Consider the following 26402-nt stretch of genomic DNA (forward strand, 5'->3'; position numbering starts at 1 on the left):
GGGCATGGCCGTTTCGGTTCCATATCAAAATGTGTCTGTCCACGGATATCGCGCTGCGTGTCAGCGGGCATTGTGTCCGACCGGCTGCATCGCTATTTCGCGGGCATGAACGAGTTGACACCGTTGGCCGCGCCCGCGCGCGCGCGCAAGCCCGACTGGATCCGCGTCAAGGCACCGACGAGCGCCGGTTTCGCCGCGACCCGCGAGCTGATGCGCGCCAAGAGCCTGACGACCGTCTGCGAAGAGGCGGCCTGCCCCAATATCGGGGAATGCTGGTCGAAAAAGCATGCGACCGTCATGATCCTGGGCGACACCTGCACCCGCGCCTGCGCCTTCTGCAACGTCAAGACCGGCATGCCGCGCAAGGTCGATGCGATGGAGCCGCAGAATGTCGCCGATGCAGCGGCGCAGATGGGCCTGAAGCACATCGTCGTCACCTCGGTCGACCGCGACGACCTGCCCGATGGCGGCGCATCGCAATTCGTGAAGGTCATCCAGGCGCTGCGCCGCACGACCCCCGATACGACCATCGAAATCTTGACGCCCGATTTCCGCAACAAGGCGCAGGCCGCGATCGAGTCGATCGTCGAGGCGCGGCCCGACGTGTATAACCACAATCTGGAAACGGTGCCCCGGCTTTACCCGACGATCCGTCCCGGCGCGCGCTATTACGCCTCGCTGCGGCTGTTGGAGAGCGTGAAGCGCCACGATCCGTCGATCTTCACCAAGTCGGGCGTCATGCTGGGCTTGGGCGAGGAGCGGCTGGAGGTCCATCAGGTGATGGACGACATGCGTTCGGCCGACATCGATTTCCTGACCATGGGCCAGTATCTCCAGCCGACGCCGCGCCATGCCAAGGTTGCCGAGTTCGTCACGCCCAAGGCGTTCGACGCCTATGCCTCGATCGCCCGCGCCAAGGGCTTCCTGCTCGTCGCCAGCTCGCCGCTGACGCGGTCTAGCTATCATGCGGGTGACGATTTCGAACGGCTGCGGACCGCGCGCGAGGCGAAGCTGGCCAGCGCCCGCTAATGCCCAAGCATAGCGAAACACGGCATCTGCCCTATACGCCGGAGCAGATGTTCGACCTGGTCGCCGACGTCGCGCGCTATCCGGAATTCCTGCCCTGGGTTTCGGCGATGCGCGTGCGATCGGACTCGGACACCGAGACGGTCGCCGACATGATCGTCGGCTTCAAGGGGCTGCGCGAGACCTTCACCAGCCGCGTCACCAAGGCGCGGCCGGAGGCGATCGATGTCGAATATCTCGACGGGCCGCTCAAATATCTGCGCAACAACTGGCGCTTCCGGCCCGAGGAACAAGGCTGCGCGGTCGACTTCACCGTCGACTTCGCCTTCAAGAACCGGGTGTTCGAGATGCTGGCGGGGCAGGTGTTCGGCACCGCGCTCCGCCGCATGATCGGCGCGTTCGAGGACCGCGCAGCCAGGCTTTACGGCAACAACAACTCCAACGCCAACAGCGCCGCCTGAAGCCGGATCGCGCCGCGGCCGATTTCACCGAATTCGTGCCGCTCGGCCTTGATCTCTTCGGGGTCGCCGTCGCGAAGCGCCTGGGCGAAGACGACCGTTCCGACCGGCTTCTTCGCCGTGCCGCCGCCGGGCCCTGCCACGCCGGTGATCGCGACGGCGATGTCGGCCTCGCTCGCCGCCAGCGCACCCTGCGCCATCGCCCAGGCGGTGGCGGTCGACACCGCGCCGAACGTGTCGATCATGTCCGGGCTGACGTTCAGCAGCTTGATCTTGGCCTGGTTGGAATAGGTGACGAAACCCGCCTCGACCACGTCGGACGAGCCGGGAATTTCGGTCAGCGCGGCGGATACCAAGCCCCCAGTGCAGCTCTCGGCCAGCGCGACTCGGCGGCCGATCGCGCGGTTGGCGACGACGACACGCTTGGCCAGCGCGACCAGTTCGGGGGGGAGAAGCACGTCCATCAGCGGTTTCCGTTGGGGCAGAGGGGCAGGTCGGGCACGGCAACCTGCCGTCCGCGCGCCTTTTCGCTTTTGAGATATTGCAGCGCGGTGACGATCACCGCCGCCATGTTGCGCGGGGGCAGGGGGGCGAGTTGCGTCACCAGCCGGTCGATCGTCCCGCAATCCTCCAGCCCGATCCGCCCGACGATGAACGGGACGAGCAGGGAGGTCAGCAGCGGCCGGGCATAGTCGGACTGGAGCAGCGTATCCACGGTCGGATCGGACAGCTTGACGATCGCGGCGCGCGCGGTCGGCCATGCCTGATCGGCGGAGGCTTCGTATTTGGAGATGAGCGTGCCGTTGCCGCGGATCAGGCTATTGGCGGGCAGTCGCGCGCCGCAGACCCGGCCGGTTTCGCGCAGAATATCCGGCATGGCGACCAGGGTCATCGCCTCGGCCTCGGGCGGTGTGATGCAGGCCCGTTGCTGCGCCATCGCCGCCTCCGGAGCGATGAGCAAAGCCAGCGCGGCGATCAGCGCCAGCCGCTTCACGCCGCCGCCCCGCCCGGCAGGCGGACGGTCGCCACCGCCTGCGTCGCAATGCCTTCGCCGCGTCCGGTAAAGCCCAGCCGCTCGGTGGTCGTCGCCTTCAGGCTGACCCGGCCCTGGTCGATACCGAGCAGCTGGGCGATCCGCGCGACCATGGCGGCACGATGCGGCCCGATCTTGGGCGCTTCGCAGATGATCGTCAGGTCGACGAAATCGATCCGACCGCCCTTGTCGGCGATCAGCTTGGCGGCATGCTGCAGGAACTGCCCCGACTCAGCGCCCTTCCATTGCGGATCGCTGGGCGGGAAATGCGTGCCGATATCCCCGGCCGCGATCGTCCCGAGCAGCGCGTCGGTCAGCGCATGGAGCGCGACATCGGCGTCGCTATGTCCCGACAGCCCCTGATGGTGCGGGATCAACACCCCGCCCAGCCATAATTCCTCGCCGTCTTCCAGCCGGTGGACGTCATAGCCCATGGCCGTCCGGGTTTCCCAGGTCAGGCGCATGTCCGCGCCGGTCAGGTCGTCGGGATAGGTGATTTTCTCGAGCATGGCATCGCCCTGCACCAAAGCGACGCGTCCGCCAAGCCGTCGTACCATCTGCGCATCGTCGGTCGCCTCCGCATCGGCCGGCCAGGCGGCATGTGCGGCGACTACCGCCTGCAGGTGAAAGCCCTGCGGCGTCTGCACCCGAACGACGCCGTCGCGCGGTACGATCTCGCCCAGCACCGCATCCCTGTCGCGCGCCAGCGTGTCCGCCACCGGCAGGACCGGCATCGCCCCATCGGCCGATGCCATGCCCGCCAGCACCCGGTCGATCACCTCGGCCGAGAGGAAGGGGCGGGCGGCGTCGTGGATCAGCACCTGCTCCACCCCCGCCAGCGCCAAGTGCCGCAAGCCCCGCGCCACCGATTCGCGCCGCGACGCACCGCCCGGCTCCACCAAACCGCCCGGCAGGATGGCGCGGGCCTGGTCCAGCCGATCCTCCGCCACCACCGTCAGCACTAGGTCGATGGCGGAATGCGAGAGAAAGGCGTCATGGCTCCAGCACAGCATCGGCCGACCGCCGAGATCGCGGAACTGCTTCGGCACGCCGCCGCCCATCCGGCTGCCGCCACCCGCCGCGACGATCAGCGCGGCGATCTTTGCTTTCTGGCTCATGGCGATGTCGCCTAGCGGCTTTTGCCTGCCCCCGCCAATCTTGCCTTGCTGACCATCTTGGGATAGGGCGTTGCTTATTTTTCAGGCAGTTTGATGCGTAACCTCGCCCCCATTCAGGTCGGTCCCGTCACGATCGACAGCCCCGTCGTCCTCGCCCCCATGACCGGCGTGACCGATATGCCGTTCCGCACGCTCGTCCGCCGCTACGGCTCGGGACTGAACGTCACCGAGATGATCGCCAGCCAGGCCGCGATCCGGGAGACGCGTCAGTCGATCCAGAAGGCCGCCTGGCACCCCCTAGAAGAGCCGGTGTCGATGCAGCTGGTCGGCTGCACCCCGCTGGAGATGGGTGAGGCCGCCAAGCTCAATGCGGATCGCGGCGCGGCGATCATCGACATCAATATGGGCTGTCCGGTGCGCAAGGTCGTCAACGGCGATGCGGGCTCGGCGCTGATGCGCGACCTGAAGCTGGCGTCCGCGATCATCGAGGCGACGGTGAAGGCGGTCGACGTGCCCGTCACGCTGAAGATGCGGATGGGCTGGTGCCATGACAGCCTGAATGCCCCCGAACTCGCGCGTATCGCCGAGGATATCGGGGTGAAGATGATCACGGTCCATGGCCGCACCCGCAACCAGATGTACAAGGGCAGCGCCGACTGGGCGTTCATCCGCAACGTCAAGGACGCGGTCAACATCCCGGTGATCGCCAATGGCGATATCTGTTCGATCGACGATGCCGATGCGGCGCTGGACCAGTCGGGTGCGGACGGCATCATGATCGGGCGCGGTGCCTATGGCCGTCCCTGGCTGCTGGGCCAGGTGATGCACTGGTTCGCCACCGGCGAGCGTCGCGCCGATCCGCCCCTGGACGAGCAATATCGTGCGGTTACCGAACATTATGACGCGATGCTCGAGCATTACGGCACCGAGACGGGCGTCAACATGGCCCGCAAGCATATCGGCTGGTACACGCGCGGGCTGCACGGCTCGGCCGATTTCCGCAACAAGGTGAACCAGGAGGCGAGCGCCGACCGGGTCAAGGCGATGCTGTACGACTTTTACATGCCGCAGATCGAGCTTGCCGCCGCTGCCTGAGCCGACCCGCCATGGCCGACCGGGTTTCGCCGCGCTGTTCGGGGCGCTGCCCGTGGCCGTGGTGGTGGTCGATCCCGACAACCGCATCGCCCATGCCAATGGCCTGGCCGAGCAGATGCTCAACCTGTCCGAACGGGTGATGGTCGGACAGCCGGTCGAGGCGATCCTGCCCCCGCCGGACGCGCCGCGCAGCCGCGATGGCCATGGCTTTGCCGTGTACGATACCGAGATCGCGATGCCGCGCGGCCCCAAGATCCGGGTCGATTTCGTCGAGGCGCAAATTCCCGATCATCCCGGCTGGCGCGCCATCACGCTGCACAGTGCCGGTCCTTCCCGGCGGCTGGGCCATGCGTCGGAACGCGGCGCGGGTGCGCGTGCGGCGGTCGGGGCAGCGGCGATGCTCGCGCACGAGATCAAGAACCCGCTGTCGGGGATACGCGGCGCCGCGCAGCTGCTGAACGGCGGGGAGTTGACCACCCTGATCACCACCGAGGTCGATCGCATCGCCGCGCTGATCGATCGGATGCAGGATTTCAGCGATACCCGGCCGTTGCCGCTGGTACCAGAAAATATCTATCCGCTGCTCGCCCATGCGCGCAGCGTCGCGCTGGCCGGGTTCGCCAGGGGCATCCAGATCGAGGAACGATTCGATCCCTCGCTGCCGCCCGCGCGGATCAACCGGGACGCCCTTCTCCAGATCGTCATCAACCTGCTGAAGAATGCGCGGGAGGCCGTCCGCTCGGTGCGCAACCCGCGGATCATCCTGACGACAGCCTATCGACACGGCATGTCGGTCAGCATCGGCGAGGGGCAATCGCGCCTGCCGCTGCCGATTGAGATTTGCGTGATCGACAATGGCCCCGGTGCCCCGTCCGATATCGCCGACCATCTGTTCGACCCGTTCGTGTCGGGGCGTCGCGAGGGGCAGGGGCTGGGGCTGGCGCTGGTCGACAAGCTGGTCCGCGACATGAGCGGGATCGTCCAATATGCCAGAGAGGGTACACCGGAAATGACCGTGCTGCGTCTGTTGCTGCCAAGGGCACGGGCATGAGCCATATCCTGGTCGTCGATGACGACGCCGCGATCCGGACCGTCGTCGGCCAGGCGCTTCGTCGCGCCGGGCATGAGGTCACGGCGGTCGAGACGCTGGCCCGGCTTGATCGCGTGCTGACCGGCGGTGCCCCCGACGTGCTGGTGACCGATGTGATCCTGCCAGATGGGGACGGGATCGATCATATCCGCAGCGTCGCGGCGCGCTTTCCGGCCCTGCCGATCATCATCCTGTCCGCGCAGAACACCCTGACCACCGCCGTGCGCGCGGCGGAGGTCGGCGCCTATGAATATCTGCCCAAGCCCTTCGATCTCGATGCGCTGACCAATGCGGTGGCCGGGGCGCTGGCGCGCGGCGGCGTGCTGGTCGAGGACGGGCTGGGCGAGGACGACCGCGCGCTGCCGCTGATCGGGCGGTCGCAGGCGATGCAGAGCGTGTATCGGATCATCGCGCGTGTCGTCGCCACCGACCTGACCGTCCTGATCTCCGGCGAGTCGGGCACGGGCAAGGAACTGGTCGCGCGCGCCATCCATGATCTGGGTCCGCGCCGCCAGGCCCCCTTCGTCGCGATCAACATGGCCGCGATCCCGCGCGAGCTGATCGAGGCGGAGCTGTTCGGCCATGAACGCGGCGCCTTTACCGGCGCGGCACAGCGCAATGCCGGTCGCTTCGAGCAGGCGGCGGGCGGCACGCTGTTCCTGGACGAGATCGGCGACATGCCGATGGAGGCGCAGACCCGACTGCTCCGCGTGCTGCAATCGGGCGAGTTCACCACGGTCGGCGGTGCGCGGACGATCCGCACCGATGTCCGGATCGTGGCCGCTACCAATCGCGATCTCAGCCAGCAGGTGACTTCGGGCCAGTTCCGCGAGGATCTGTTCTACCGGCTGAACGTCGTGCCGATCACCCTGCCGTCCCTGCGCGAGCGGCGGCAGGATATTCCCTTGCTCGCCCGGCATTTCCTGGAGAATGCAGCGGCTCAGGGGCTGCCCCGGCGCAAGGTCGATGCCCATGCCCTCGACGTGCTGGTCGCGCATGACTGGCCGGGCAATGTCCGAGAGCTGGAAAATCTGATGCGGCGGCTGGCCGTGCTGGCACGCGACGAGGTGATCGATGCCGAGGCGGTACGCGGAATGCTGGGCGAGGCGCCGCCGACCATGGCCGCTGGCGGCGCGCCGTCGGACGCCGATCTGGCGGCGGCCGTCCGCACTTATCTGGCCCGGCTCGCTTCGGAACGCCCGGCGGCGCTGGACGACGGCACGCTTTATGATCGCGTCATCAGCGAGGTCGAGCGCCCGTTGATCGAGGCGATGCTGGCGCGCCATGGCGGCAACCAGCTTCGCACCGCGCGGGCCATGGGGATCAACCGCAATACCTTGCGCAAGCGGCTCGACACCCTGCGAATTGCCGTGGGCAGCGAGGACGAGGGGCTCGACCCGGCCGCGTGATTTTTTGGAATTGTGGCTTGCAGGACACGCTCGACGTTGTACGATTGCAACGATGTTGGCGTTCCTGAAGCCTGCTGGTCCTGCCGAAACGCCGCGATCCCGCTTCGCGGTGACCCCGGCGGTCGAGCTTGCGGTGATCGTCGGCGCGGTTGCGATCGCGATCGGGACCTATTGGTTCATCGCCCGACAGCATGATGCGCAGGGACTGATCGCACCGCCGGTCATTGCGGGCCTGCTCGCGCTCAACCTGGTGCCGGGCATCCTGCTGCTGATGCTGCTCGGGCGACGCGTGGCGATGCGCCGGGCGGCGGAATCGGCCGTTGGCGGAGGCGGGCGGCTGCACGTCCGGCTGGTCGCGATCTTCTCGTTGACCGCCAGCGTTCCGATCCTGCTGACCGTCGTCACCGCGTCGATGATGTTCCAGTCTTCGGCCGAATTCTGGATTTCCGACCGCGCCCGGAAAGCGTTCGGCGACGCGATGGATATCGCGCGCCAGTCGCAGCAGCAGATCATCAACCGCTGGATCCTGGCCGGGCGCGCCATGTCGAAGGATCTGGGGCGCAACTTGCCCTTGCTTCGCGAAAATCCGCGCGATTTCCACAATTATATGGCGCAGCAGACGATAGTGCGCGACTTGGAGGAGGCGGTCCTCTTCTCCTACGACCCCAAACAGGGGTTCAAATTCTACGATTTCTTCAACCAGCCCTCCGACGCCAGCTTTCGCAATCTGGTGACGCCCGACGTGATCGGGCAGGCGGGGCGATCGGACCAGCCGGTTGGCGGTGCCAACGAACAGCGCGTCTGGGTCGTCACGCCCTTGCCCGACAGCGGCAACGTCATGCTCTATGTCGGCACCAGCGTGAACGCGGCCTTTCTCAGTCAGCAGCATTTCGCGGCCGAGGATGTGGTCGATGGCTACCGCGCGCTGCAAGGTCGGGCGCGGTCGCTCCAACTGAAGTTCAACCTGGCGCTGCTCGCCGTCGCATTGCTGATCGTAGGGATCGCGGTGTGGATCGCGCTGGCGGTGGCCGACCGGCTGGTTCGGCCGGTCGGCGAGCTGGTCGATGCCGCACGCCGGATCGCGGGCGGCGACCTGACCGCCCGCGTGCCCGATCCTCGGACCCGAGACGAGGTCGGCACGCTGGCCAATGCCTTCAACCAGATGACCGGCCAGCTCGAGCAGCAGAACACCGAACTGGTGACCGCCAATGCGCAGTTGCACAACCGCCGCGCGCTGATCGAGGCGGTGATGGCGGGCGTGTCGGCAGGCGTCGTCGCGGTCGGGCGCGATCGGCAGGTGCGGATCGCCAATAATTCGGCCGACCTGCTGCTGGGTGCGGACCAGGGCGGCCTGGTGGGGCGCAAGCTCGGCGATGTCGCGCCCGAACTGGACGAGCTGCTCGACCAGGGGCGGCGCGAGGCAACGGTACAGGTGGCCTTGCACGGCGACATGCGGACGCTGGCGGTACGAATCGCGCAGACCGCGGACGGCCCTATCCTGACCTTCGACGACATCACCCAGCAGCTTCTCGACCAGCGCCGCGCCGCCTGGTCCGACGTCGCGCGCCGGATCGCGCACGAGATCAAGAACCCGCTGACCCCGATCCAGCTCGCCGCCGAGCGGCTCCAGCGCCGCTATGGCAAGGTGATCGATCCGGAGGACCAGACCTTTGGCCGCCTGACCGAGACGATCGTCCGCCAGGTCGGCGACCTGCGCCGCATGGTCGACGAATTCTCGTCCTTCGCGCGAATGCCCAAGCCGGTTTTCCGCGAAGAGGCCATTGCCGACATCTGCGCGCAGGCGATGTTCCTGCACGAAGTGGCGCATCCCGACGTGACGTTCGAGATCGTTCAGGACGATCCCGCCCCCACGCTCGTCTGCGACCGTCGCCAGATGAGCCAGGCGCTGACCAACATCGTCAAGAATGCGGTCGAAGCCATTGAGGGCAGGCCGGAAGGGGCCAAGGGCGGCAAGGTGGTAATGACCGTCGGCCAGCAGGCGAGCATCGTCACGATCACCGTCGCGGATAACGGCGTCGGCCTGCCGCCCGAGCGCGATCGCATCATCGAGCCCTATATGACGACCCGCGCGCGCGGCACCGGCCTGGGCCTGGCGATCGTCAACAAGATCATCGAGGAACATGCCGGCACGATCGGCTTTTCCGACAATCCGACCGGCGGCACCATTGTTTCGATGATGTTCGACGCCGGAGCCCTCGCCGCACTGGATCAGGGGGGCGCCGAACCCGAACTGGCTGGGGAGGGCCAGCTCACCGCTTTGACTCGTACCCGGACGTAAAGACACCATGGCTTTGGACATTCTCGTCGTCGATGACGAACTTGATATCCGCGAACTGGTCGCGGGCGTGCTGGAGGACGAGGGCTATGACGCCCGCGTCGCCGCCGACAGCGACTCCGCGCTGGAGGCGATGGCGGTGCGGCGGCCTTCGCTGGTCCTGCTCGACGTGTGGCTCCAGGGATCGAAGCTCGACGGGCTGGAATTGCTCGACGAGATCAAGCGGCGCGATCCGTCGATCCCGGTGCTGGTCATTTCGGGCCATGGCAACCTCGACACCGCCGTCGCCGCGATCCGCAAGGGGGCCGCGGACTTCATCGAAAAGCCGTTCGAGGCCGAGCGCCTGCTGCTGATGGTGGGTCGCGCGACCGAGACCGAGCGGCTTCGGCGCGAGAACGCCTCGCTGCGCGCCAGTGTCGGGCGCGAGAACGACCTGACCGGATCATCCAGCGCGATCAACGGCATCCGCGCCACCCTGAAGCGCGTCGCCGCGACCGGCAGCCGGGTGCTGATCATGGGCGCGGCGGGCGTCGGCAAGGAGGTCGCCGCGCGCCTCCTCCATGGCTGGAGCAACCGCGTCGACGCGCCCTTCGTCGTGGTCAGCGCCGCCCGGATGACGCCCGAGCGGGTCGAGGAGGAGTTGTTCGGGGTGGAGGAGGGGGGTGACCTCGTCCGCACGGGCCTTCTCGAACAGGCGCATGGCGGCACGCTGTTCCTCGACGAGATCGCCGACATGCCGATCGCCACCCAGGCGCGCATCCTGCGCGTCCTGACCGATCAGAGCTTCACGCGGGTCGGCGGTACGCGCGTCGTCAAGGTCGATGTCCGCGTCGTATCCGCCACCGCGCGCGATCTGACCCAGGAAATCGCCGAGGGACGTTTCCGCGAAGATCTTTACTACCGGCTCAACGTGGTGCCGGTGACGATCCCCTCGCTGGCGGAGCGGCGTGAGGATATTCCTCCGCTGGTCGAGCATTTCATGGCGCATTATGCGTCCGAACGGCGCGTACGCACGCCCGAGATCGCACCCGATGCGATGGTCGCCATGCAATCCTATGATTGGCCGGGCAATGTCCGCCAGCTGCGCAACGTCGTCGAACGCACGATCATCCTGGCGCCGGGCGATCGGCTTGCCAGGATCGACCTCGACCTGCTGCCCGCCGAAGTGCTGGGCGAGGGGGCCGATATGGGGGGCGGGGGCGCCACCGCCATCATGGGAGCACCGCTCCGCGAGGCGAGGGAAAGTTTCGAGCGCGAATATCTGCGCGTCCAGATCCGGCGCTTCTCGGGCAATATATCGCGCACCGCCAGCTTCATCGGAATGGAGCGCTCGGCGCTTCATCGCAAGCTGAAGCTGCTCGGGATCAGCGAGACGCGCGAGGATTGATCGGTACCGGGTGTCCGCCCCCTCTGGACGAATGCCCGGCGAAACCATAGATACTCGGGGCGTCCGGCGCACGGGCGCGGTTCCGACGCCGGGAAACGGCGCAATTCGCGGGCACGGACCCGCCAAGAACAAGGGCTTCCCCATGGCCGACAAAGCGGGTTCGCTTCAGGACCTCTTCCTCAATGCACTGCGCCGCTCCAAGGCGCCGGTCACCATGTTCCTCGTCAAGGGCGTCAAGCTGCAGGGCATCGTGACGTGGTTCGACAACTTCTCGGTGCTGCTGCGTCGCGATGGTCAGTCGCAGCTGATTTACAAGCACGCCATCTCCACCATCATGCCCTCGGGCCCGCTGGACGTGGCCGCCATCGTCGACGGCGTGACCGAACAGCAGCGCAAGAACCCGCTTTTGCAGGAGATTTTCCTGAACGCGGTGCGCAAGTCCGAAGACCCCGTCACCATGTTCCTGATCAACGGCGTGATGCTGCAGGGGCAGATTGCGGGCTTCGACCTGTTCTGCATGCTGCTCCAGCGTGAGGGCATGGCGCAGCTCGTCTACAAGCATGCGGTTTCCACCATTCAGCCCGCACGGCCGCTGAACCTGGCGGAAGAGCAGGCGGGATCGGCCGAGGATTGAGCACGGGTTTCGATCGCGATCGCGGCGAATTCGCGCGTGGTGCCCGGACCGTCATCGTCCTGCCCGACCAGGGCGATGCCGCCCGTGACGCCGATGCGCGCCTGGACGAAACCGCCGGGCTTGCCATGGCGATCGGGCTGGACGTGGTCGAACGGATCGCGCTGCGCGTCCGGGCACCGAAACCCGCCACCCTGATCGGCAGCGGTCAGGTCGAGCAGGTCGCGCAGCAGGTCCGCATGGAGGATGCGCAGCTTGTCGTGTTCGATGGCGCGCTGACACCTGTGCAGCAGCGTAACCTCGAAACCGCGCTGGAGGCCAAGGTCATCGACCGCACCGGCCTGATCCTCGAGATCTTCGGGGAACGGGCGGCGACCGCCGAAGGGCGGTTGCAGGTCGAGCTCGCCCATCTGGACTATCAGGCGGGGCGGCTGGTTCGCAGCTGGACCCATTTGGAGCGTCAACGCGGCGGCTTCGGCTTTCTCGGCGGCCCCGGTGAGACGCAGATCGAAGCCGATCGGCGGATGATCCGCGATCGCATGGCGCGGTTGCGGCGCGAACTCGATCAGGTCAGCCGGACGCGCGGGCTCCACCGCGACCGACGCCAGCGCGCACCCTGGCCAGTGATTGCGCTGGTCGGGTACACCAATGCCGGAAAATCGACGCTTTTCAACCGACTGACCGGCGCTCATGTCATGGCGAAGGATCTGCTCTTCGCCACGCTGGATCCGACCTTGCGCCAGATCCAATTGCCCGGCATCGACAAGGCGATCCTGTCCGACACGGTGGGCTTCGTGTCCGATCTGCCGACCCAGTTGGTGGCCGCGTTCAAGGCGACGCTGGAGGAAGTGGTGTCGGCCGACCTGCTGATCCATGTCCGCGACATCGCGCATCCCGATACCGAAGCGCAACGCGCCGATGTCGAGGCGGTGCTGACCGAGATCGGCGTCGATCCCGAAACGCCCCGGTTCGAGGCGTGGAACAAGGTCGATCTGGTTGAGGGCGATCTGCGCGAAGACCTGCTGACCGAGGCCGCGCGACGGCCGAATATCGTCGCCTTGTCGGCGATGACGGGCGAGGGGGTCGATGACCTGATCGAGCAGGTCGCAGCGGCTCTGACCTCCGGTCACCGCCGCTACCGCGTCACGCTGGACGCGGGCGACGGGGCGGGGGCCGCCTGGCTGCACGCGCATGGCGAGGTGCTGGATCAGACGATCGAGGACGACGAAGCCGTTTACGACGTGCGGTTGTCAGAGGCGGATTACGACCGCTTTACCCGCCGCGTTCCTTGACGCTCTGCCAAAGGGCTTCCTTGCCTTCGAGGTCGAGTGCAGCGAAACCGTCGCCCGCCTCGGCCTCCATGGCACGGAAGCGGCGCTCGAACTTGCGGTTGCCGGCGCGAAGGGCGGCTTCGGGATCGATGCCATGGTGGCGCGCCCAGTTGACGACGGCGAACAGCAGGTCGCCAAATTCCTCTTCCAGCGTGTCGGGCGTGGCTTCGGCAATTTCCTGAAGCTCTTCGTCGATCTTGGCGCGCGGCCCCTCGGCATCGGGCCAGTCGAAGCCGACCCGCGCCGCACGATTCTGCAATTTCTCGGCGCGCATCAGCGCCGGAAGGCCTAGCGCCACGCCGTCCAGCGTTCCCTCGGCGGACTTGGAGCGGCGTTCCTCCGCCTTGATCTGCTCCCACAGGTAATGGCCGCCCGAGGCCGCGTCGCCGAAGATATGGGGGTGACGCCGCTCCATCTTGTCGCTGATCGCGGCCACGACATCGGCAAAGGCGAAATGCCCCTGATCCTGCGCGATCTGCGCATGAAACACGACCTGAAGCAGCAGGTCGCCCAGTTCGTCCTTGAGCTCGGCCATGTCGCCACGGGCGATCGCATCGGCGACTTCATGCGCTTCCTCGATCGTGTAGGGAGCAATGCTTTCAAAACTCTGTGCAACGTCCCATTCGCAACCGGACTGGGGATCGCGCAGGCGTTTCATGATGGTCAGCAGCCGTTCGACAGCCATATATCCTCGCGTATGATAATATTTATTATGTAAAATACGGTCAGTCTTGCGGGTTGAGTACCAAGGTCCCCCTGTCGACTTTCCATCCCTTCAAACGCCGCAGGACGTTCATGCCGATCACGTCCTGATCGCCAAAGGCTGGCGAAACGACCGCACCGACGTCGTCCAGTGCAATCGCCCCGATCTCCAACACCCGGATCGTCGCATGGTCAGCGGTGATCGTGCCATTGGCTGTATCGATCATGCGCGGAAACGGGCTTTCCGCCAGGTCGAGCCCCGCCGCCTTCGCGGTCGCGACCGATAGCGCCGTCGTCGTCGCGCCGCTGTCGACAAGCATGCGGCGCGGAACGCCGTTGATGCGCGCCATGACCCAGAAATGACCGTCCTCGGCCATGGGAATATGTACCGAGCCTTGTGGTGCCGCAGCGCCCGGCCAGAGGGCGGCCAAACGGTCGCGCTGGGCCAGGATCAGAAAGCCGATCCCGAAAATGCCGATCCAGGCCAGAGCCATTTGCAAGGTTCGGCGCAACGGGATACGCCGCGCGGCCAAGGCACTGAGCGCGAGGAGCAGGACCAGGCCAAAATAGACGAGGTCCGCGGCCCGATCGGCGGTCACGGGATCAGGTCCATGCCGTCATAGGCGGGCACCACCCCGTCGGGCAGTTCCCGGCGCAGGGTCGCATAATCCATCGACTGATCCATATGGATCAGCACGCTCTGCCTCGGCCGCAGCATCGCGATCCAGCCCAGCACCGATGGCAGGTCCGCATGCGCGGGATGCGGATGGCGGCGCAGCGCATCGACGATCCAGATATCCAGATCGCGGTAAAGCGCGGCCATCTCCGGCGTCAGTTCATGGAAATCCGTGGCATAGCCGATGCTCTTGCCATCGCATTCGAACCGAAAACCCGCCGAACGGGTCCGCCCGTGCGGCTGATCCACGGTGCGGATGTGAATGTCGCCGATCGTCAGGCTGTCGCCCAGCTCGGTCATGGTCGCGGTCGGAGGATAGCCGGTCTTGCCGTGAAAGACATAGCCGAAGCGGTTTTCGAGCGATACGGCAGTTGCTGGCCGGGCATAGCCGCTCACCGGCTCGCCCAGGGCATGGAAGATCTGCCGCAGGTCATCGATACCATGGCAATGATCGGCATGATCGTGGGTCCACAGGACCGCATCGACCGTGGCGACATTCGCGGCCAGCAACTGCTCGCGCATGTCGGGGCCGGTATCGATCAGGATACGGGTATCGCCATGCTCGACCAGTGCGGCCATACGCATCCGTCGATTGCGCGGCTCGGTCGGATCGCATGCGCCCCAGTCGTTGCCGATCCGGGGCACGCCCGACGATGTACCGCACCCCAGGATGCGAAGCTTCATGCGCGCGTCTTCGAAAACAAACGATGAAAATTCTCGGCAGTAGCGCGGGTCAGATCCTCGAAGGATTCCCCGCGCAGATCGGCCAGGAATTGCGCGGTGTCGGCGACAAAGGACGGCTCCCCCGTCTTGCCCCGATGCGGCACCGGAGCCAGGAAGGGCGCATCCGTCTCGATCAGCAAACGGTCGAGCGGCAGCCGCGCGGCCGTCTGTTGCAAATCCTTGGCATTCTTGAAGGTCACGATGCCCGAGATCGAGATATAAAAGCCCAATGCCAATGCCTTGTCGGCAAAATCTCCGCTCGCCGTGAAGCAGTGGATCACCCCGGGATAGGCCCCCTTCCCCATCTCGTCCGCCAGGATTTCGGCGGTGTCGTCCTCCGCTTCGCGAGTATGGACGACAAGCGGCAGGCCGGTTTCCCGACAGGCCGCAATATGCGCGCGAAAGCTCGCCTGCTGGCGGGCGCGGTCGCTATGGTCGTAGAAATAGTCGAGCCCGCTTTCGCCGATGCCGACGACGCGCGGATGCGCCGCCCGCTCGATCAGCTTGGCGGTATCGATATGGGGGTGCGCATCGGCCTCGTGCGGATGGATGCCGACCGTCGCCCAGACGTCGGGCTCGCGCTCGGCGGTGGCGATGACGGCATCCCATTCATTCTCACGCGTGGAGATGTTGAGCATCGCGGTCACGCCGCGGTCGCGTGCGCGCGCCAGCACCGCCTGATCCTCCGCCAGCCCCTTATAATTGAGGTGGCAATGGCTGTCGGCCAGCATCAGGCGTCCGCCTCGGCCGGGATTTCCAGTCGCGGAAAGGCCGGGGACGGCGGGGACAGCGGCACGCCATTGGCGGCACGGCGGGCATACCACCCGTCATCGTCGATCGCGGCATGATCGCGCTCGTCCGCGCCCAGCGTATCGAGCACCAGCCCCGCCCCGCGCGGCGTGACGGGCAGGATGGCGATCGCCAGCATCCGGATCGCGCGGACCAGCGTGCCCAGCACGGCGTGCATCCGCTCCGGATCGGTCTTGCGCAACGACCAGGGCGCCTGCACGTCGATATACTGGTTGCAGGCATAGACGCCGCGCATCCAAGCCTCGATCCCCTGGCTGAGCGCTAGATCGCCGAATGCGGTCTTCAGCGCGGCGCAGGCGACGACCACCTCTTCCAGCAAGACGGCATCGGTCGGATCGCTCCGCCCCACCTCGGGCAAGGCGCCGCCCAGGTTCTTGGCGATGAACGACAGGGTGCGCTGCGCCAGATTGCCGAAGCTGTTGGCCAGCTCCGCGTTGACGCGGGTCACGATCGCCTCGGCCGAATAGGAACCGTCCTGCCCGAAGCTGACTTCGCGCAGGAAGAAATATCGCAGCGCATCGACGCCGAATGCGTCGGCGAGGCCCATGGGATCGACCACGTTGCCGACCGACTTCGACATCTTCTCGCCCCGGTGAAGCAGGAAGCCGTGGCCGAACACCGATTGCGGCAGCGGCAGGTTCGCCGACATCAGGAAGGCAGGCCAATAGACGGTATGGAACCGCACGATGTCCTTGCCGATCAGGTGCAGATTGGCGGGCCAGAAACGCGCCAGCTCGCTGTCCTTGTCCGGATAGCCGGTGCCGGTCAGGTAATTGGTCAGCGCGTCGACCCAGACATACATGACGTGGCCGGGGCTGTCGGGCACCGGCACCCCCCAGTCGAAGCTGGTGCGCGAGACCGACAAGTCGGACAGCCCGCCCTCGACGAAGCGCATCACCTCGTTCCGGCGGCTTTCGGGGCGGATGAAATCAGGATTGTCGCGATACAGGTCGAGCAGCGGCTGCTGATATTTGGACAGGCGGAAGAACCAGGTCTCCTCCGCCGTCCATTCCACCGGCGTGCCCTGCGGCGACAGCTTGGTGCCGTCGTCGCCGACGGTCAGTTCGCTCTCGTCGTAAAAGGCCTCGTCGCGAACCGAATACCAGCCTTCGTAGCGATCGAGATACAGATCGCCCTTGTCCTGCATCGCCTTCCAGATCGCCTGGCTCGCGGCATAGTGATCGGCGTCGACGGTCCGGATGAACCGGTCATAAGAAATGTCAAGACGGTCGGCCATGACATGGAAATGACTGGACATTTCATCCGCGAACTCCCGCGTCGAAATGCCGCGCGCACGCGCCGCCTGCGCCATTTTCAGGCCATGCTCGTCGGTGCCAGTCTGGAACAGCACGTCGCGCCCCGCCTGACGCTGAAAGCGGGCGATGACGTCGGCGGCGACCATCTCATAGGCATGGCCGATATGCGGACGGCCATTGGGATAGTGGATCGCGGTGGTGATATAGAATGGATCGGCCATGGCTGGTCCCTAGAACATCGCCTCGCGCAGGTGAAGCCGCCGCGTTCAGCCGCGCAGGGTCCAGGCGAACCAGAGCCATCCGGCGATCAGGACCGTTCCCCCGATCGGCGTGATCGCCCCCAGCCAGCGCGGCGCGCCAAAGGCCATGGCATAAAGCGTACCGGCAAAGATCGCCGCCCCGATCACGAAAGCCCATGCCACCCCGCGCGAATCGAAGCGCAGGGCCACCAGGGCGGCGACGGCATGGATCAGCTGATACTGACCGCCGGTGCGCAGCCACTCGACGGCCGCGCCCTCGGCCCGGTGTGCGCCGAAGGCCCCCGCCGCAATGGCGATCGCACCCGACAGCGCCGCCAATATCGCCACCAATCCCATGGTCAGCCCTTCCGTTCGTCCTGCGTGATGATCCGGTCGTTCGCCGCGCGCAGATCGCCCGCCTCGGCCTGGGCGGCGAGCCGTTCCTTGTCGCGCGCGCGGTACATCGCCTCGACCCGTTCGATCTCCGCCTCGCCGACATCGAGACTGCCCAGCGCCAGCCGCGCCATCTTGACCGCCGACTCCAGCACCTCACGGACCACATAGGCCGCCGGGCCGCCCTTCAGCCGCAGCACCGCCCGCCGATCATAGGCGCGGACGAACAGCGCCGCATTCGGGAAGGCGGCATGGACGCTTTCCAACAGATCGAGCGTGATCTGGTCGTCGTCGAGGCAGAACAGGATCAGCTCGGCCTCTGCTGCACCCGCCTGGCGCAACAGGTCCAGCCGGGTGCCGTCGCCATAATAGACCTTGGCGCCGAACGAGGCGGCGATGTCGATCATCTCGATATCGCGGTCGATCAGCGTGACGGGAATGTCGCTGGCGATCAGCATCTGCGCGACCGTCTGGCCAAAGCGGCCATAACCGACGATCAGGGCGTTGGCACCGTCGGTTACCGGCCCCTGACGCTCGCCGCCCCGGGTGATGACCGGTTCCTCGCGAATGCTGCGCGTCGCGCGCATCAGGAACGGCGTGGTCGCCATGGAAAGGGTGATGATCGCACCGAACAGGCTCGCCGCCTCGGGCGCGATCAGATAGCCCTGCTGGGCCTGGGCGAAGAGCACGAAGCCGAACTCACCGCCCTGGCTCATCAGCAGGCCCAGCGCGAGCGCCGAGCGCCAGTTCATCCGGAACGCCAGCCCGATCAGCGCGATGACCCCGGTCTTGGTCGCGATCAACGCCAGCGCCATGACCGCGACGAACACGGGCCGCTGGGCGATGGCGGGCAGATCGAGCATCATGCCGACCGCCAGGAAGAACAGGCCGAGCAGGATCGAGCGGAAGGGCTCGACATCGGCCTCCAGTTCATGCCGGTACGGGCTGTCGGCCAGCATCACCCCCGCGATAAAGGCCCCCAGCGCAGTCGACAGGTCCAGCATCTCCATCACCGCCGCGCTGGCGACGACGGTAAAGAGGCCCGCAAAGACGAACATCTCGCGTTCGCCCATATTGCCGATCAGGCGGAAGAGCGGACGCAGCAGGAAGCGCCCCGCCACGATCAGCCCGATGATCGCGCCGACCGTCTCGATCGCGAGGATCCAGCCCGGCGGCCCCGCATGATCGGCGGGATTGCGCGACATGGCCGCGACGATGGTGATCAGCGGGACGATCGAGAGGTCCTGGAACAACAGGATCGAGAAGGCCCGTTCGCCAAAGGGTGTCCGCAGCCGCCCCGAGGACTGGAGCATCGGCAGCACCTGCGCGGTTGATGACAGGGCGAGCGGCAGGCCCAGCGCCAGCGCCGCCTCCAGCGAGAAATGCGCGAGAAGGACGATACCGCTGATCGCCAACCCGCAGGCGGCGACCTGAAGCAGCCCCAGTCCGAAAATCTCGTGCTTCATCCGCCACAACCGGGCGGGGTTGAGCTCCAGCCCGACGATGAACAGGAGAAGCGTGATGCCGATCTCGGCAATGCCCAGCTTCGACTCGGCGTCGCCGACCAGCCCCAGCACATGCGGTCCGACGACCGCGCCGGCGACCAGATAACCCAGCGTCGCGCCGAGTCCCAGTCGGCGGAAGATCAGAACGAAAGCGAGACCGAAGCCGAACAGGATCGCGCCGTCACGGATCAGCGAGACCTCGCCATGCATCAGCGCCGCGCTCCCGCTTCCTGCGCGGCCTCGGCGGCGGCCTCGAAGGCCAGCCGGATCGAGGGGTGGCGCGCGGTATAGGGCAAGGCGGGGGCAAAGACGTCGAGCCCCGGCCAGTCGGGCGCGTCCCCCTGCCCACTCGCCAGCCAGTCGGTCAGGCGGTCGCGGGCGGCCGCGAGTTCGGACGGGGTGCGCCCCACGACATGGCCCGCCAGCAATGCCGAGGATGCCTGACCCAGCGCACAGGCACGGACCAGCATCCCGACCTCGCTCACCCGCCCGTCCTCGTCCAAATTGACGTCAACGGTCACCCGGCTGCCGCAAATGGGCGAGCGGCGCTCGACACTGGCCATCGGGTCGGCCAGGCGGCGGTCATGCGGGATGGCCGTGGTCAGCCGCAGGATCTCGGCATTGTAGAGGGGAGCGGTCATGACGGCGTCTCGCTATTTGAGGCAGCGGGCGGGGTGGGCGCGCCGAAGACGGGAAGCCCGCGACGGCGGCGATCGACGAAATCGGCGATCCCGGCGCTGGTGGCGTTGAGCAGCTTGTAGGTCCGGCTCTTGACCATCCAGTCGGGTCGCCGGGCGGGACCGCCGCTGACCGTATCGACCATCAGCGCGACGACCAGGAAGACGAGGCTGGCCAGGATCAGCCCCTTGAGCGCGCCGAAGCCGAAGCCCAGCGCCCGGTCGACCGGCCCCAGCACCGAGGTCCGCGTACGCTGTCCGATCGCCCGCGCGACCAGCCGCCCGCCGAGATAGGTGACGCCGACGATCAGGGCGAAGGCCAGCACCGCCGCCCCCGACACGGTGCCGACCACGCCGGTCAGGGTCTGGGCCAGCGGAATATGGAACAGCTTCAACGCGGCGACCATCGCGACCCAGGCGAACAGCGCCAGCACCTCGGTCACGAAACCGCGCAGAAAACCCTGGATCGCCGCGCCGAACACCGCGATCAGGACAAGAATATCAAGGGCCGTCAACGCCTGGTGTCCAACTCTTCAACCCATCCGTCATGCGCCCGGCGGGAATGCCTTGTCCGCCCGGCAGGCGGAGACAGGCAGGGCGGCACCTCCCTCGCTACCCCCGGCCCAGCATATGGTCAACGAACTCGGCCAAGGTTCGAAAGCCGGTCATCGCCAATCCGCCCTCGTCCCCGGCCATCGTACGCGGGAGCATGGCCTTCTCGAAGCCCAGCTTGCCCGCCTCCTTCAACCGCAGCGGGCCATGCGCGACCGAACGGATTTCGCCCGACAGCGCGATTTCGCCGAACACGATCGCGGTCGAGGGCACCGGCCGCTCCGACAGCGCCGAAATGAGCGCGGCGGCGACCGCCAGGTCGGCGGCGGGGTCCTGCACGCGGTATCCCCCGGCGATGTTGAGATAGACCTCGGCCGAGGAGAAGCTCAGCCCGCACCGCGCCTCCAGCACCGCCAGGATCATCGCCAGCCGCCCGGAATCCCATCCCACGACCGCCCGGCGCGGCGTCGCGCCCGAGGCCAGGCGGACGGTCAAGGCCTGGATCTCGACCAGTACGGGCCGCGTCCCTTCCAGGGCGGGGAAGACGGTCGCGCCGGTCATCCCCTCCTCGCGATTGGTCAGGAACAGCGAGGAGGGATTGCCGACCTCGGCCAGCCCCTCGGTCTGCATGGAAAAGACGCCGATCTCGTCGGTGCCGCCGAAGCGGTTCTTGATCGCGCGCAGGATGCGATATTGGTGGCTCCGCTCGCCCTCAAAGGCCAGCACGGTGTCGACCATATGTTCGAGCACGCGCGGACCCGCGATCGATCCGTCCTTGGTGACATGCCCGACGAGCACGACGGCGGTGCCGCGCTCCTTGGCGAAGCGGATCAGTTCCTGACCCGAGGCGCGGACCTGGCTGACCGTGCCCGGTGCCCCTTCGATCAGGTCGGAATGCATGGTCTGGATCGAGTCGATGATAAGGAGCGCGGGCGGCGTGCCGATCGACAGGGTGGTCAGGATGTCGCGTACCGAGGTCGCCGCCGCGAGCCGGACGGGCGCCTGCCCCAGCCCCAACCGCCGCGCCCGCAGCCGGACCTGATCCGCCGCTTCCTCGCCCGATACATAGGCGACCGGTCGCCCCGCCATCGCCAGCTTCGCCGCCGCCTGAAGCAGCAGCGTCGACTTGCCGATCCCCGGATCGCCGCCGATCAGCGTCGCCGACCCCTCGACGAAGCCGCCGCCGAGCGCCCGGTCGAGTTCCGCGATGCCGGTCGCCATCCGGTCGGGCAGCGGAATATCGGCGTCCAGCCCGACGAGCTGGATCGCCCGTCCGCCGCCCTGCAAATTATGCTTGGCGGCAAAAGGGGTCATCTGGACCGGCGCTTCCTCCAACATGGTGTTCCATTCGGAACAGTCGGGGCATTGCCCCTGCCAGCGGGAGGATACCGATCCGCAGGATTGGCAGACATAACGCTTCTGGATCTTGGCCATGACGCCCATGTAGCGTCGGCGGAACGTAAATGGAACAGAGCGCAGCATGTCCGCAGGAGTGGTCATCCGGGCGTCACCCGGCTATGGGCAGGATTCCATGACCCCAGACCAGTTTCGTGTCGCCCTGTTCAGCGGCAACTATAATTATACGCGCGACGGCGCGAACCAGAGCCTGAACCTGCTCGTCGGCCATCTGCTCGCGCGTGGAGTCGCGGTGCGCGTCTATTCGCCGACCTCCTCGACCCCGGCCTTTCCGCCGGTGGGCGATCTGGTCGACGTGCCGTCGATTCCGATGCCGCTGCGTGCCGACTATAAGCTGGCGCGCGGCCTGCCTGCCAGCGTGCGCGCCGATCTGGAGGCGTTCGCGCCCAATATCGTCCATGTCTCCGCCCCCGAATTTCTGGGTCATGCGGCGGTGCGCTGGGCACGGGACAAAGGGGTCGCCTCGCTCGCATCGGTGCACACCCGGTTCGAGACCTATCCGGCCTATTACGGCCTCGGTTTTCTGGAACCGGCAATCATCCGGTTGCTCACCCGCTTCTACAACAAATTCGACCGCATCGTCGCCCCCAGCCCCAGCATGATCGCCCTGCTGCGCGGCTGGGGCGTGACGCCGCCGATGAGCATCTGGTCGCGCGGGATCGATCACGACCGTTTTCGCCCTTCGCGCCGCAGCCTGGAATGGCGGCGTTCGCTGGGCATCGGCGACGACGAGGTGGCGATCGGCTTCCTCGGTCGACTGGTCAAGGAAAAGGGCCTCGACGTCTTTGCCGAGGCCCTTGCCGAGCTGCGCCGCCGGGGCGTGCCGCACAAGGTGCTGGTCGTGGGCAAGGGCCCCGCGCAGGACTGGTTCGCCAAGGCGACACCCGATGCGATCTTCGCAGGCTATCAGACCGGAGACGATCTGGGCCGAGCCGTCGCGTCGATGGACATCTTCTTCAACCCCAGCGTGACCGAGACCTTCGGCAACGTCACGACCGAGGCGATGGCGGCGGGCGTGCCCGTGGTGGCGGCCAATGCCACCGGGGCGATGGACCTGGTGGTCGAGGGCGAGACCGGCCATCTGGTCGGCGCGCGCGACATCACCGGCTATGCCGACGCGCTGGAGCGGATCGCCACCGATCCCGACCTGCGCCGCCGGTACAGCAAAGCGGGCCAGGCCCGCGTTGCCGATTACCGGTGGGACAAGGTGAATGAGGCGGTGATCGACGCCTATCGCCTGCTGTTCGCCGAGCGGGCCTGACGCTCAGCCGTCGCGCCAGTCGAAGGTCAGCGGCGCCTCGCGAAAGGCGAAGCGGTCGAGATGGCTCGACACCACTTCGCGCATCCGGGCCGTGTCGCCGTCTTCGGGCACGTGCAGCACGATGTCGAGCGTCTCGCTGGCCGCGCGCATCTCCAGCCGCGAGCCGTTGGGAAAGGTGATGGTGCCCTCTTCCGGGGTGAAGACCACCTCCATCTTGTGGCTCCAATGCTTGGCGAGCTGCTGGAGATAGCGGCTGGCCGACAGGGTCGGTACGCGGGTGACGGAAATGGTCATTTCAGTCGCTCCACTTTCTGGGCCAGTTCGTCGATCATGGCGGTCACCTGGTGCAGCATGTCCTGCGAAACGTCGCCGCGCCCGAACCGCTCGCCCAGCGCGACGCGCAGATTGCCCATCGCCCGCCGGATCGGTGCCGAGTCGACCCGCTCGCGATGTTCGCCAAGCGCGCTCAGCCGGGCGATCAGCGCCTCGACCTGTTCGGCATGTTCGGCAAGATGCGCAAGCCCCGTATCGGTGGCGGCGAAGCGCTTCTTGGCACCCTGGGACTGCTGTTCCTCGATAAAGCCCATTTCGTCGAGCAGCGTGATCGTCGGATAGATGACGCCCGGGCTGGGGGCATAGGCGCCGCCGGTCAGCGCCTCGATCGCACGGATCAGATCATAGCCGTGGCGCGGTTCGTCCGCGATCAGCCTGAGCAGGACGAGGCGGAGTTCGCTGCCGTCGAACATGCGCGGACGACGCCCGCCGCCGGTACGCTCGCCCCCCATGAACCAGTCGCCGCCGCGCGGCCCCCGGAACATGCCTTCCCGATCGGACGGCCCGAAATGCCAACGGCCGCGCGAGTGGCCATCGCCATGCTCGCCTCTGTGATGATGATGGTGTCGCATAAGTCTTCCTTGTTTCGATAGCATCAAGATATATCTTACTTCGCGAGTTTCAAGATGCTCTCCGATATATCTTGGCGGAGAGGTGACGATCCCATTTCCATTTCCTACATGGGCGACATGGCCGATCTGTTCGCGGGCATGGACCCCGCCCCCTCTCCCGCCCCGCCCCCGACGAACGCGCCGCTCGCCGACCGTCTTCGCCCGGAGCGGTTGGAGGATGTCGTGGGGCAGGATCATCTGACCGGCCCCGGCGGGGCGATCGGGCGGATGGTCGCGGCGGGGCGGTTGTCCTCGATGATCCTCTGGGGACCGCCGGGCACGGGCAAGACGACGATCGCACGCCTGCTCGCCGCCGCGGTGAACCTGCGCTACGCCGCGATCTCGGCGGTGTTTTCCGGCGTGGCCGATCTCAAGAAGGTATTTGCCGAGGCGCGCGAGCATGCCCGGATGGGGCAGCGCACCTTGTTGTTCGTGGACGAGATCCACCGCTTCAACCGCGCGCAGCAGGACGGCTTCCTGCCCTTTGTCGAGGACGGCACGGTCACGCTGGTCGGCGCGACCACCGAGAACCCCTCCTTCGAACTCAACGCCGCGCTGCTCAGCCGGGCGCAGGTGCTGATCCTCCACCGGCTGGGACAATCCGCGCTCGAACAATTGCTGGAGCGGGCGGAGGCGGTGATGGAGCGCCCCCTGCCCCTGCTGGACGGCGCGCGCGAGGCGCTGATCGCCAGTGCCGATGGCGATGGCCGCTTCCTGCTGAACCAAGCGGAGACGCTGTTCTCGGTCGACCTCCCGGAACCGCTCGACGCCGCCGGGTTGTCATCCTTTCTCCAGCGCCGCGTGGCCGTCTATGACAAGGATCGCGAGGGGCATTACAACCTGATCTCCGCGTTGCACAAATCGATCCGGGGATCGGACCCGCAGGCGGCGCTCTATTATCTCGCCCGGATGCTGACCGCCGGAGAGGAGCCGCTCTACGTGCTCCGTCGGCTGACCCGCGCCGCGATCGAGGATATCGGCCTGGCCGACCCGCAGGCGCTGACCCAGTGCCTGGCGGCCAAGGATGCCTATGAGTTTCTGGGCTCGCCGGAGGGCGAACTGGCGATCGTGCAGGCCTGCCTCTATTGCGCGACCGCGCCCAAATCCAATGCGGCCTACAAGGCGCAGAAACAGGCCTGGCGGACCGCGAAGGAAACGGGATCGCTGATGCCGCCCGCCAATATCCTGAACGCGCCCACCAAGCTTATGAAGCAGATCGGATATGGCGCGGGCTATCAATATGACCACGACGCCGATGGCGGCTTTTCGGGGGCGAATTACTGGCCCGACGAACTGCCGCCCCAACCCTTCTACAAACCCTCCGGCCGTGGCCTGGAGAAGCGGATTGCCGAACGCATGGCCTGGTGGGACGAGCGGCGGCGCGCGCTCCAGGGCGGCGGCGATGAAGGCTGATCGATTTGCGGGGTTCGTCGCGATCGACTGGTCGGGTGCGCATGGCACGGCGCACTCCGGCATCCGGATGGCCCGCTGCGGTCGTGGCGACGCCGCGCCCCGCATCGTCGCGCCGCCGGGACGGGCCTGGTCGCGGGAGGGCATTGCGGCATGGCTGATGGCACGGCGGCATGAACCGCTGCTGGTCGGCTTCGACTTCAGCTTCTCCGCCCCCTTTGTCGAGCGGGGCGCGCATCTTCCCGGCGATCCCGCCACGCCGGACGCCCGCGCACTCTGGGCCCATGTCGAGCGGAGCTGCGACGATCCCGATCTGGGCGCGCGCAGCTTCCTCGAGGCGCGGCGGGGGCGGCATTTCTATCTCGGTGCCGCCGATGGGCGAAAGGCGGATTTCCTCCACTGGCGCCGCTGCGAGGTCGCGGTCGACGGCACCCGCAAACCCTCGACCGTCTATGACGCGATCGGCGCGTCGCAGGTCGCCAAGGCCAGCTTTTCGGGCATGCGCCTGCTGCACCGACTGGACGGACAGGTCGCCATCTGGCCGTTCGATCCCGTGCCGCCCACCGGCATGACGGTGGTGGAAATCTATACCACGATCGCTGCGCGCGACGCCGGGCGGCCCCGTGGGCGCAGCAAGATGCGGAGCGCCGAGACATTGGATGCGGCACTCCTGCATCTCGGCAGCCGGGCCCATGATCCCCTGGCCTTCTATGACGACCACAGCACCGACGCGATCCTGACCGCCGCATGGTTGCGCAAGGTCGCGGCGCGACCCGACTTGTGGCACCCGGCGGGGCTTACCCCGCAGATCGCGCAAACGGAGGGCTGGACCTTTGGCGTCGCTTGACGCTAGGGGGATCGGCAACGCCGGATTAGCACAGCGGTAGTGCAGCGGTTTTGTAAACCGAAGGTCGGGGGTTCGATCCCCTCATCCGGCACCACTCCCCAGACCCTGGGTGGCACC

At 66.8% G+C, this 26402-nt stretch carries 27 protein-coding genes and 1 tRNA gene; 13 read left to right on the plus strand and 15 right to left on the minus strand.

Annotation, left to right across the window (positions count from 1 at the left end; genetic code table 11):
* Positions 1-105: 105 nt before the first annotated feature.
* On the plus strand, positions 106-1029 hold the full coding sequence (gene lipA / locus QE385_RS02555; protein WP_307104519.1) for a lipoyl synthase: 924 nt from the start codon (positions 106-108) through the stop codon (positions 1027-1029).
* Complete coding sequence (locus QE385_RS02560; protein ID WP_307098770.1) at positions 1029-1487, plus strand: type II toxin-antitoxin system RatA family toxin; 459 nt, start codon at positions 1029-1031, stop codon at positions 1485-1487. Before lipA ends, QE385_RS02560 begins: the two co-directional genes overlap by 1 nt.
* Here the strand turns inward: QE385_RS02560 and QE385_RS02565 are convergent.
* The 3 genes from QE385_RS02565 to QE385_RS02575 are packed head-to-tail and all read right to left on the minus strand — an operon-like array spanning position 1448 to position 3635.
* Positions 1448-1948, minus strand: a complete 501-nt coding sequence (locus QE385_RS02565; RefSeq protein ID WP_307098772.1) for a CinA family protein — start codon at positions 1946-1948, stop codon at positions 1448-1450. The two genes, QE385_RS02560 and QE385_RS02565, sit on opposite strands and share 40 nt — an antisense overlap.
* The gene (locus QE385_RS02570; protein WP_307098774.1) at positions 1948-2478 is read right to left on the minus strand and encodes a hypothetical protein; all 531 of its coding nucleotides are present in this window, start codon (positions 2476-2478) and stop codon (positions 1948-1950) included. The genes QE385_RS02565 and QE385_RS02570 overlap by 1 nt, the downstream gene beginning before the upstream one ends.
* Complete coding sequence (locus QE385_RS02575) at positions 2475-3635, minus strand: bifunctional 2-C-methyl-D-erythritol 4-phosphate cytidylyltransferase/2-C-methyl-D-erythritol 2,4-cyclodiphosphate synthase (RefSeq protein ID WP_307098776.1); 1161 nt, start codon at positions 3633-3635, stop codon at positions 2475-2477. Before QE385_RS02575 ends, QE385_RS02570 begins: the two co-directional genes overlap by 4 nt.
* A 93-nt stretch (positions 3636-3728) precedes the next feature.
* Here QE385_RS02575 and dusB point away from each other — a divergent pair, with 93 nt between their 5' ends.
* The 7 genes from dusB to hflX all read left to right on the plus strand — a co-directional run bounded on the left by dusB (position 3729) and on the right by hflX (position 12835).
* Positions 3729-4730, plus strand: a complete 1002-nt coding sequence (gene dusB / locus QE385_RS02580; protein ID WP_307098779.1) for a tRNA dihydrouridine synthase DusB — start codon at positions 3729-3731, stop codon at positions 4728-4730.
* A complete protein-coding gene (locus tag QE385_RS02585) occupies positions 4714-5781 on the plus strand; it encodes a nitrogen regulation protein NR(II) (protein WP_307098781.1) in 1068 nt (355 codons plus the stop codon). The genes dusB and QE385_RS02585 overlap by 17 nt, the downstream gene beginning before the upstream one ends.
* Positions 5778-7229, plus strand: a complete 1452-nt coding sequence (ntrC, locus tag QE385_RS02590; RefSeq protein WP_307098783.1) for a nitrogen regulation protein NR(I) — start codon at positions 5778-5780, stop codon at positions 7227-7229. The genes QE385_RS02585 and ntrC overlap by 4 nt, the downstream gene beginning before the upstream one ends.
* Positions 7230-7281: 52 nt before the next feature.
* Positions 7282-9528, plus strand: coding sequence for an ATP-binding protein (locus QE385_RS02595; RefSeq protein ID WP_307098785.1), 2247 nt, complete (start codon positions 7282-7284; stop codon positions 9526-9528).
* Between the two features lie 7 nt (positions 9529-9535).
* Complete coding sequence (locus QE385_RS02600; RefSeq protein ID WP_307098786.1) at positions 9536-10912, plus strand: sigma-54 dependent transcriptional regulator; 1377 nt, start codon at positions 9536-9538, stop codon at positions 10910-10912.
* A 142-nt stretch (positions 10913-11054) separates the two neighbouring features.
* Entirely contained in the window at positions 11055-11546 is a 492-nt protein-coding gene (gene hfq, locus QE385_RS02605) for an RNA chaperone Hfq (protein WP_373424613.1), read from the plus strand.
* Complete coding sequence (gene hflX, locus QE385_RS02610) at positions 11543-12835, plus strand: GTPase HflX (protein WP_307098790.1); 1293 nt, start codon at positions 11543-11545, stop codon at positions 12833-12835. Before hfq ends, hflX begins: the two co-directional genes overlap by 4 nt.
* Here the strand turns inward: hflX and mazG are convergent.
* The 10 genes from mazG to radA form a co-directional block, all read right to left on the minus strand.
* Positions 12816-13559, minus strand: coding sequence for a nucleoside triphosphate pyrophosphohydrolase (gene mazG, locus QE385_RS02615; protein ID WP_307098792.1), 744 nt, complete (start codon positions 13557-13559; stop codon positions 12816-12818). The genes hflX and mazG overlap by 20 nt on opposite strands.
* Positions 13560-13599: 40 nt before the next feature.
* On the minus strand, positions 13600-14175 hold the full coding sequence (locus QE385_RS02620) for a TIGR02281 family clan AA aspartic protease (protein WP_307098793.1): 576 nt from the start codon (positions 14173-14175) through the stop codon (positions 13600-13602).
* Entirely contained in the window at positions 14172-14936 is a 765-nt protein-coding gene (locus tag QE385_RS02625; RefSeq protein ID WP_307098795.1) for an MBL fold metallo-hydrolase, read from the minus strand. The genes QE385_RS02620 and QE385_RS02625 overlap by 4 nt, the downstream gene beginning before the upstream one ends.
* A complete protein-coding gene (locus QE385_RS02630; protein WP_307098797.1) occupies positions 14933-15706 on the minus strand; it encodes a TatD family hydrolase in 774 nt (257 codons plus the stop codon). Before QE385_RS02630 ends, QE385_RS02625 begins: the two co-directional genes overlap by 4 nt.
* Positions 15706-17262 carry a methionine--tRNA ligase gene (metG, locus tag QE385_RS02635; protein ID WP_307098800.1) on the minus strand — a complete coding sequence of 519 codons (1557 nt, stop codon included), beginning with the start codon at positions 17260-17262 and terminating at the stop codon, positions 15706-15708. The genes QE385_RS02630 and metG overlap by 1 nt, the downstream gene beginning before the upstream one ends.
* A 45-nt stretch (positions 17263-17307) precedes the next feature.
* Positions 17308-17637: a DUF423 domain-containing protein gene (locus QE385_RS02640; RefSeq protein ID WP_307098802.1), complete on the minus strand. Its 330-nt coding sequence runs from the start codon at positions 17635-17637 to the stop codon at positions 17308-17310.
* A 2-nt stretch (positions 17638-17639) separates the two neighbouring features.
* Positions 17640-19388, minus strand: a complete 1749-nt coding sequence (locus QE385_RS02645) for a cation:proton antiporter (RefSeq protein WP_307098805.1) — start codon at positions 19386-19388, stop codon at positions 17640-17642.
* Positions 19388-19819, minus strand: a complete 432-nt coding sequence (locus QE385_RS02650; protein WP_307098807.1) for an iron-sulfur cluster assembly scaffold protein — start codon at positions 19817-19819, stop codon at positions 19388-19390. The genes QE385_RS02645 and QE385_RS02650 overlap by 1 nt, the downstream gene beginning before the upstream one ends.
* Positions 19816-20370: a CvpA family protein gene (locus tag QE385_RS02655; RefSeq protein ID WP_307098809.1), complete on the minus strand. Its 555-nt coding sequence runs from the start codon at positions 20368-20370 to the stop codon at positions 19816-19818. Before QE385_RS02655 ends, QE385_RS02650 begins: the two co-directional genes overlap by 4 nt.
* Positions 20371-20467: 97 nt before the next feature.
* Positions 20468-21841: a DNA repair protein RadA gene (gene radA, locus QE385_RS02660; protein WP_307104521.1), complete on the minus strand. Its 1374-nt coding sequence runs from the start codon at positions 21839-21841 to the stop codon at positions 20468-20470.
* Positions 21842-21938: 97 nt separating this feature from the next.
* Here radA and QE385_RS02665 point away from each other — a divergent pair, with 97 nt between their 5' ends.
* Entirely contained in the window at positions 21939-23084 is a 1146-nt protein-coding gene (locus tag QE385_RS02665) for a glycosyltransferase family 1 protein (RefSeq protein ID WP_307098811.1), read from the plus strand.
* 3 nt (positions 23085-23087) lie between these two features.
* Here QE385_RS02665 and QE385_RS02670 read toward each other — a convergent pair whose 3' ends face one another.
* Both QE385_RS02670 and QE385_RS02675 read right to left on the minus strand, forming a co-directional pair.
* Positions 23088-23378, minus strand: coding sequence for a DUF2218 domain-containing protein (locus tag QE385_RS02670; RefSeq protein ID WP_307098813.1), 291 nt, complete (start codon positions 23376-23378; stop codon positions 23088-23090).
* A complete protein-coding gene (locus QE385_RS02675) occupies positions 23375-23989 on the minus strand; it encodes a PadR family transcriptional regulator (protein WP_373424616.1) in 615 nt (204 codons plus the stop codon). Before QE385_RS02675 ends, QE385_RS02670 begins: the two co-directional genes overlap by 4 nt.
* 117 nt (positions 23990-24106) lie before the next feature.
* On the opposite strand from QE385_RS02675, the gene QE385_RS02680 reads away from it, so the two are divergent.
* From QE385_RS02680 to QE385_RS02690, 3 genes are all read left to right on the plus strand, one after another.
* Entirely contained in the window at positions 24107-25441 is a 1335-nt protein-coding gene (locus tag QE385_RS02680; protein ID WP_307098815.1) for a replication-associated recombination protein A, read from the plus strand.
* Entirely contained in the window at positions 25431-26285 is an 855-nt protein-coding gene (locus QE385_RS02685; protein WP_307098817.1) for a hypothetical protein, read from the plus strand. Before QE385_RS02680 ends, QE385_RS02685 begins: the two co-directional genes overlap by 11 nt.
* A 19-nt stretch (positions 26286-26304) precedes the next feature.
* Positions 26305-26379 (plus strand) — tRNA-Thr (locus QE385_RS02690).
* Positions 26380-26402 lie beyond the last annotated feature (23 nt).

The organism is Sphingomonas sp. SORGH_AS_0950 (assembly GCF_030818415.1).
In the GTDB taxonomy this organism is placed as follows: Bacteria; Pseudomonadota; Alphaproteobacteria; order Sphingomonadales; family Sphingomonadaceae; genus Sphingomonas.

Bases quoted from the DNA above. Each gene is read 5' to 3' on its own strand.
- QE385_RS02645 (WP_307098805.1), bottom strand. From the start codon at position 19,388: ATGCATGGCGAGGTCTCGCTGATCCGTGACGGCGCGATCCTGTTCGGC.
- QE385_RS02575 (WP_307098776.1), bottom strand. From the start codon at position 3,635: ATGAGCCAGAAAGCAAAGATCGCCGCGCTGATCGTCGCGGCGGGTGGC.
- QE385_RS02665 (WP_307098811.1), top strand. From the start codon at position 21,939: ATGACCCCAGACCAGTTTCGTGTCGCCCTGTTCAGCGGCAACTATAAT.
- QE385_RS02630 (WP_307098797.1), bottom strand. From the start codon at position 15,706: ATGCTGGCCGACAGCCATTGCCACCTCAATTATAAGGGGCTGGCGGAG.
- QE385_RS02625 (WP_307098795.1), bottom strand. From the start codon at position 14,936: ATGAAGCTTCGCATCCTGGGGTGCGGTACATCGTCGGGCGTGCCCCGG.
- QE385_RS02650 (WP_307098807.1), bottom strand. From the start codon at position 19,819: ATGACCGCTCCCCTCTACAATGCCGAGATCCTGCGGCTGACCACGGCC.
- radA (WP_307104521.1), bottom strand. From the start codon at position 21,841: ATGGCCAAGATCCAGAAGCGTTATGTCTGCCAATCCTGCGGATCGGTA.
- hfq (WP_373424613.1), top strand. From the start codon at position 11,055: ATGGCCGACAAAGCGGGTTCGCTTCAGGACCTCTTCCTCAATGCACTG.
- QE385_RS02640 (WP_307098802.1), bottom strand. From the start codon at position 17,637: ATGGGATTGGTGGCGATATTGGCGGCGCTGTCGGGTGCGATCGCCATT.
- metG (WP_307098800.1), bottom strand. From the start codon at position 17,262: ATGGCCGATCCATTCTATATCACCACCGCGATCCACTATCCCAATGGC.
- lipA (WP_307104519.1), top strand. From the start codon at position 106: ATGAACGAGTTGACACCGTTGGCCGCGCCCGCGCGCGCGCGCAAGCCC.
- QE385_RS02600 (WP_307098786.1), top strand. From the start codon at position 9,536: ATGGCTTTGGACATTCTCGTCGTCGATGACGAACTTGATATCCGCGAA.
- mazG (WP_307098792.1), bottom strand. From the start codon at position 13,559: ATGGCTGTCGAACGGCTGCTGACCATCATGAAACGCCTGCGCGATCCC.
- ntrC (WP_307098783.1), top strand. From the start codon at position 5,778: ATGAGCCATATCCTGGTCGTCGATGACGACGCCGCGATCCGGACCGTC.
- QE385_RS02680 (WP_307098815.1), top strand. From the start codon at position 24,107: ATGGCCGATCTGTTCGCGGGCATGGACCCCGCCCCCTCTCCCGCCCCG.
- QE385_RS02565 (WP_307098772.1), bottom strand. From the start codon at position 1,948: ATGGACGTGCTTCTCCCCCCCGAACTGGTCGCGCTGGCCAAGCGTGTC.
- dusB (WP_307098779.1), top strand. From the start codon at position 3,729: ATGCGTAACCTCGCCCCCATTCAGGTCGGTCCCGTCACGATCGACAGC.
- QE385_RS02675 (WP_373424616.1), bottom strand. From the start codon at position 23,989: ATGCGACACCATCATCATCACAGAGGCGAGCATGGCGATGGCCACTCG.
- QE385_RS02595 (WP_307098785.1), top strand. From the start codon at position 7,282: ATGTTGGCGTTCCTGAAGCCTGCTGGTCCTGCCGAAACGCCGCGATCC.
- QE385_RS02560 (WP_307098770.1), top strand. From the start codon at position 1,029: ATGCCCAAGCATAGCGAAACACGGCATCTGCCCTATACGCCGGAGCAG.
- QE385_RS02670 (WP_307098813.1), bottom strand. From the start codon at position 23,378: ATGACCATTTCCGTCACCCGCGTACCGACCCTGTCGGCCAGCCGCTAT.
- QE385_RS02685 (WP_307098817.1), top strand. From the start codon at position 25,431: ATGAAGGCTGATCGATTTGCGGGGTTCGTCGCGATCGACTGGTCGGGT.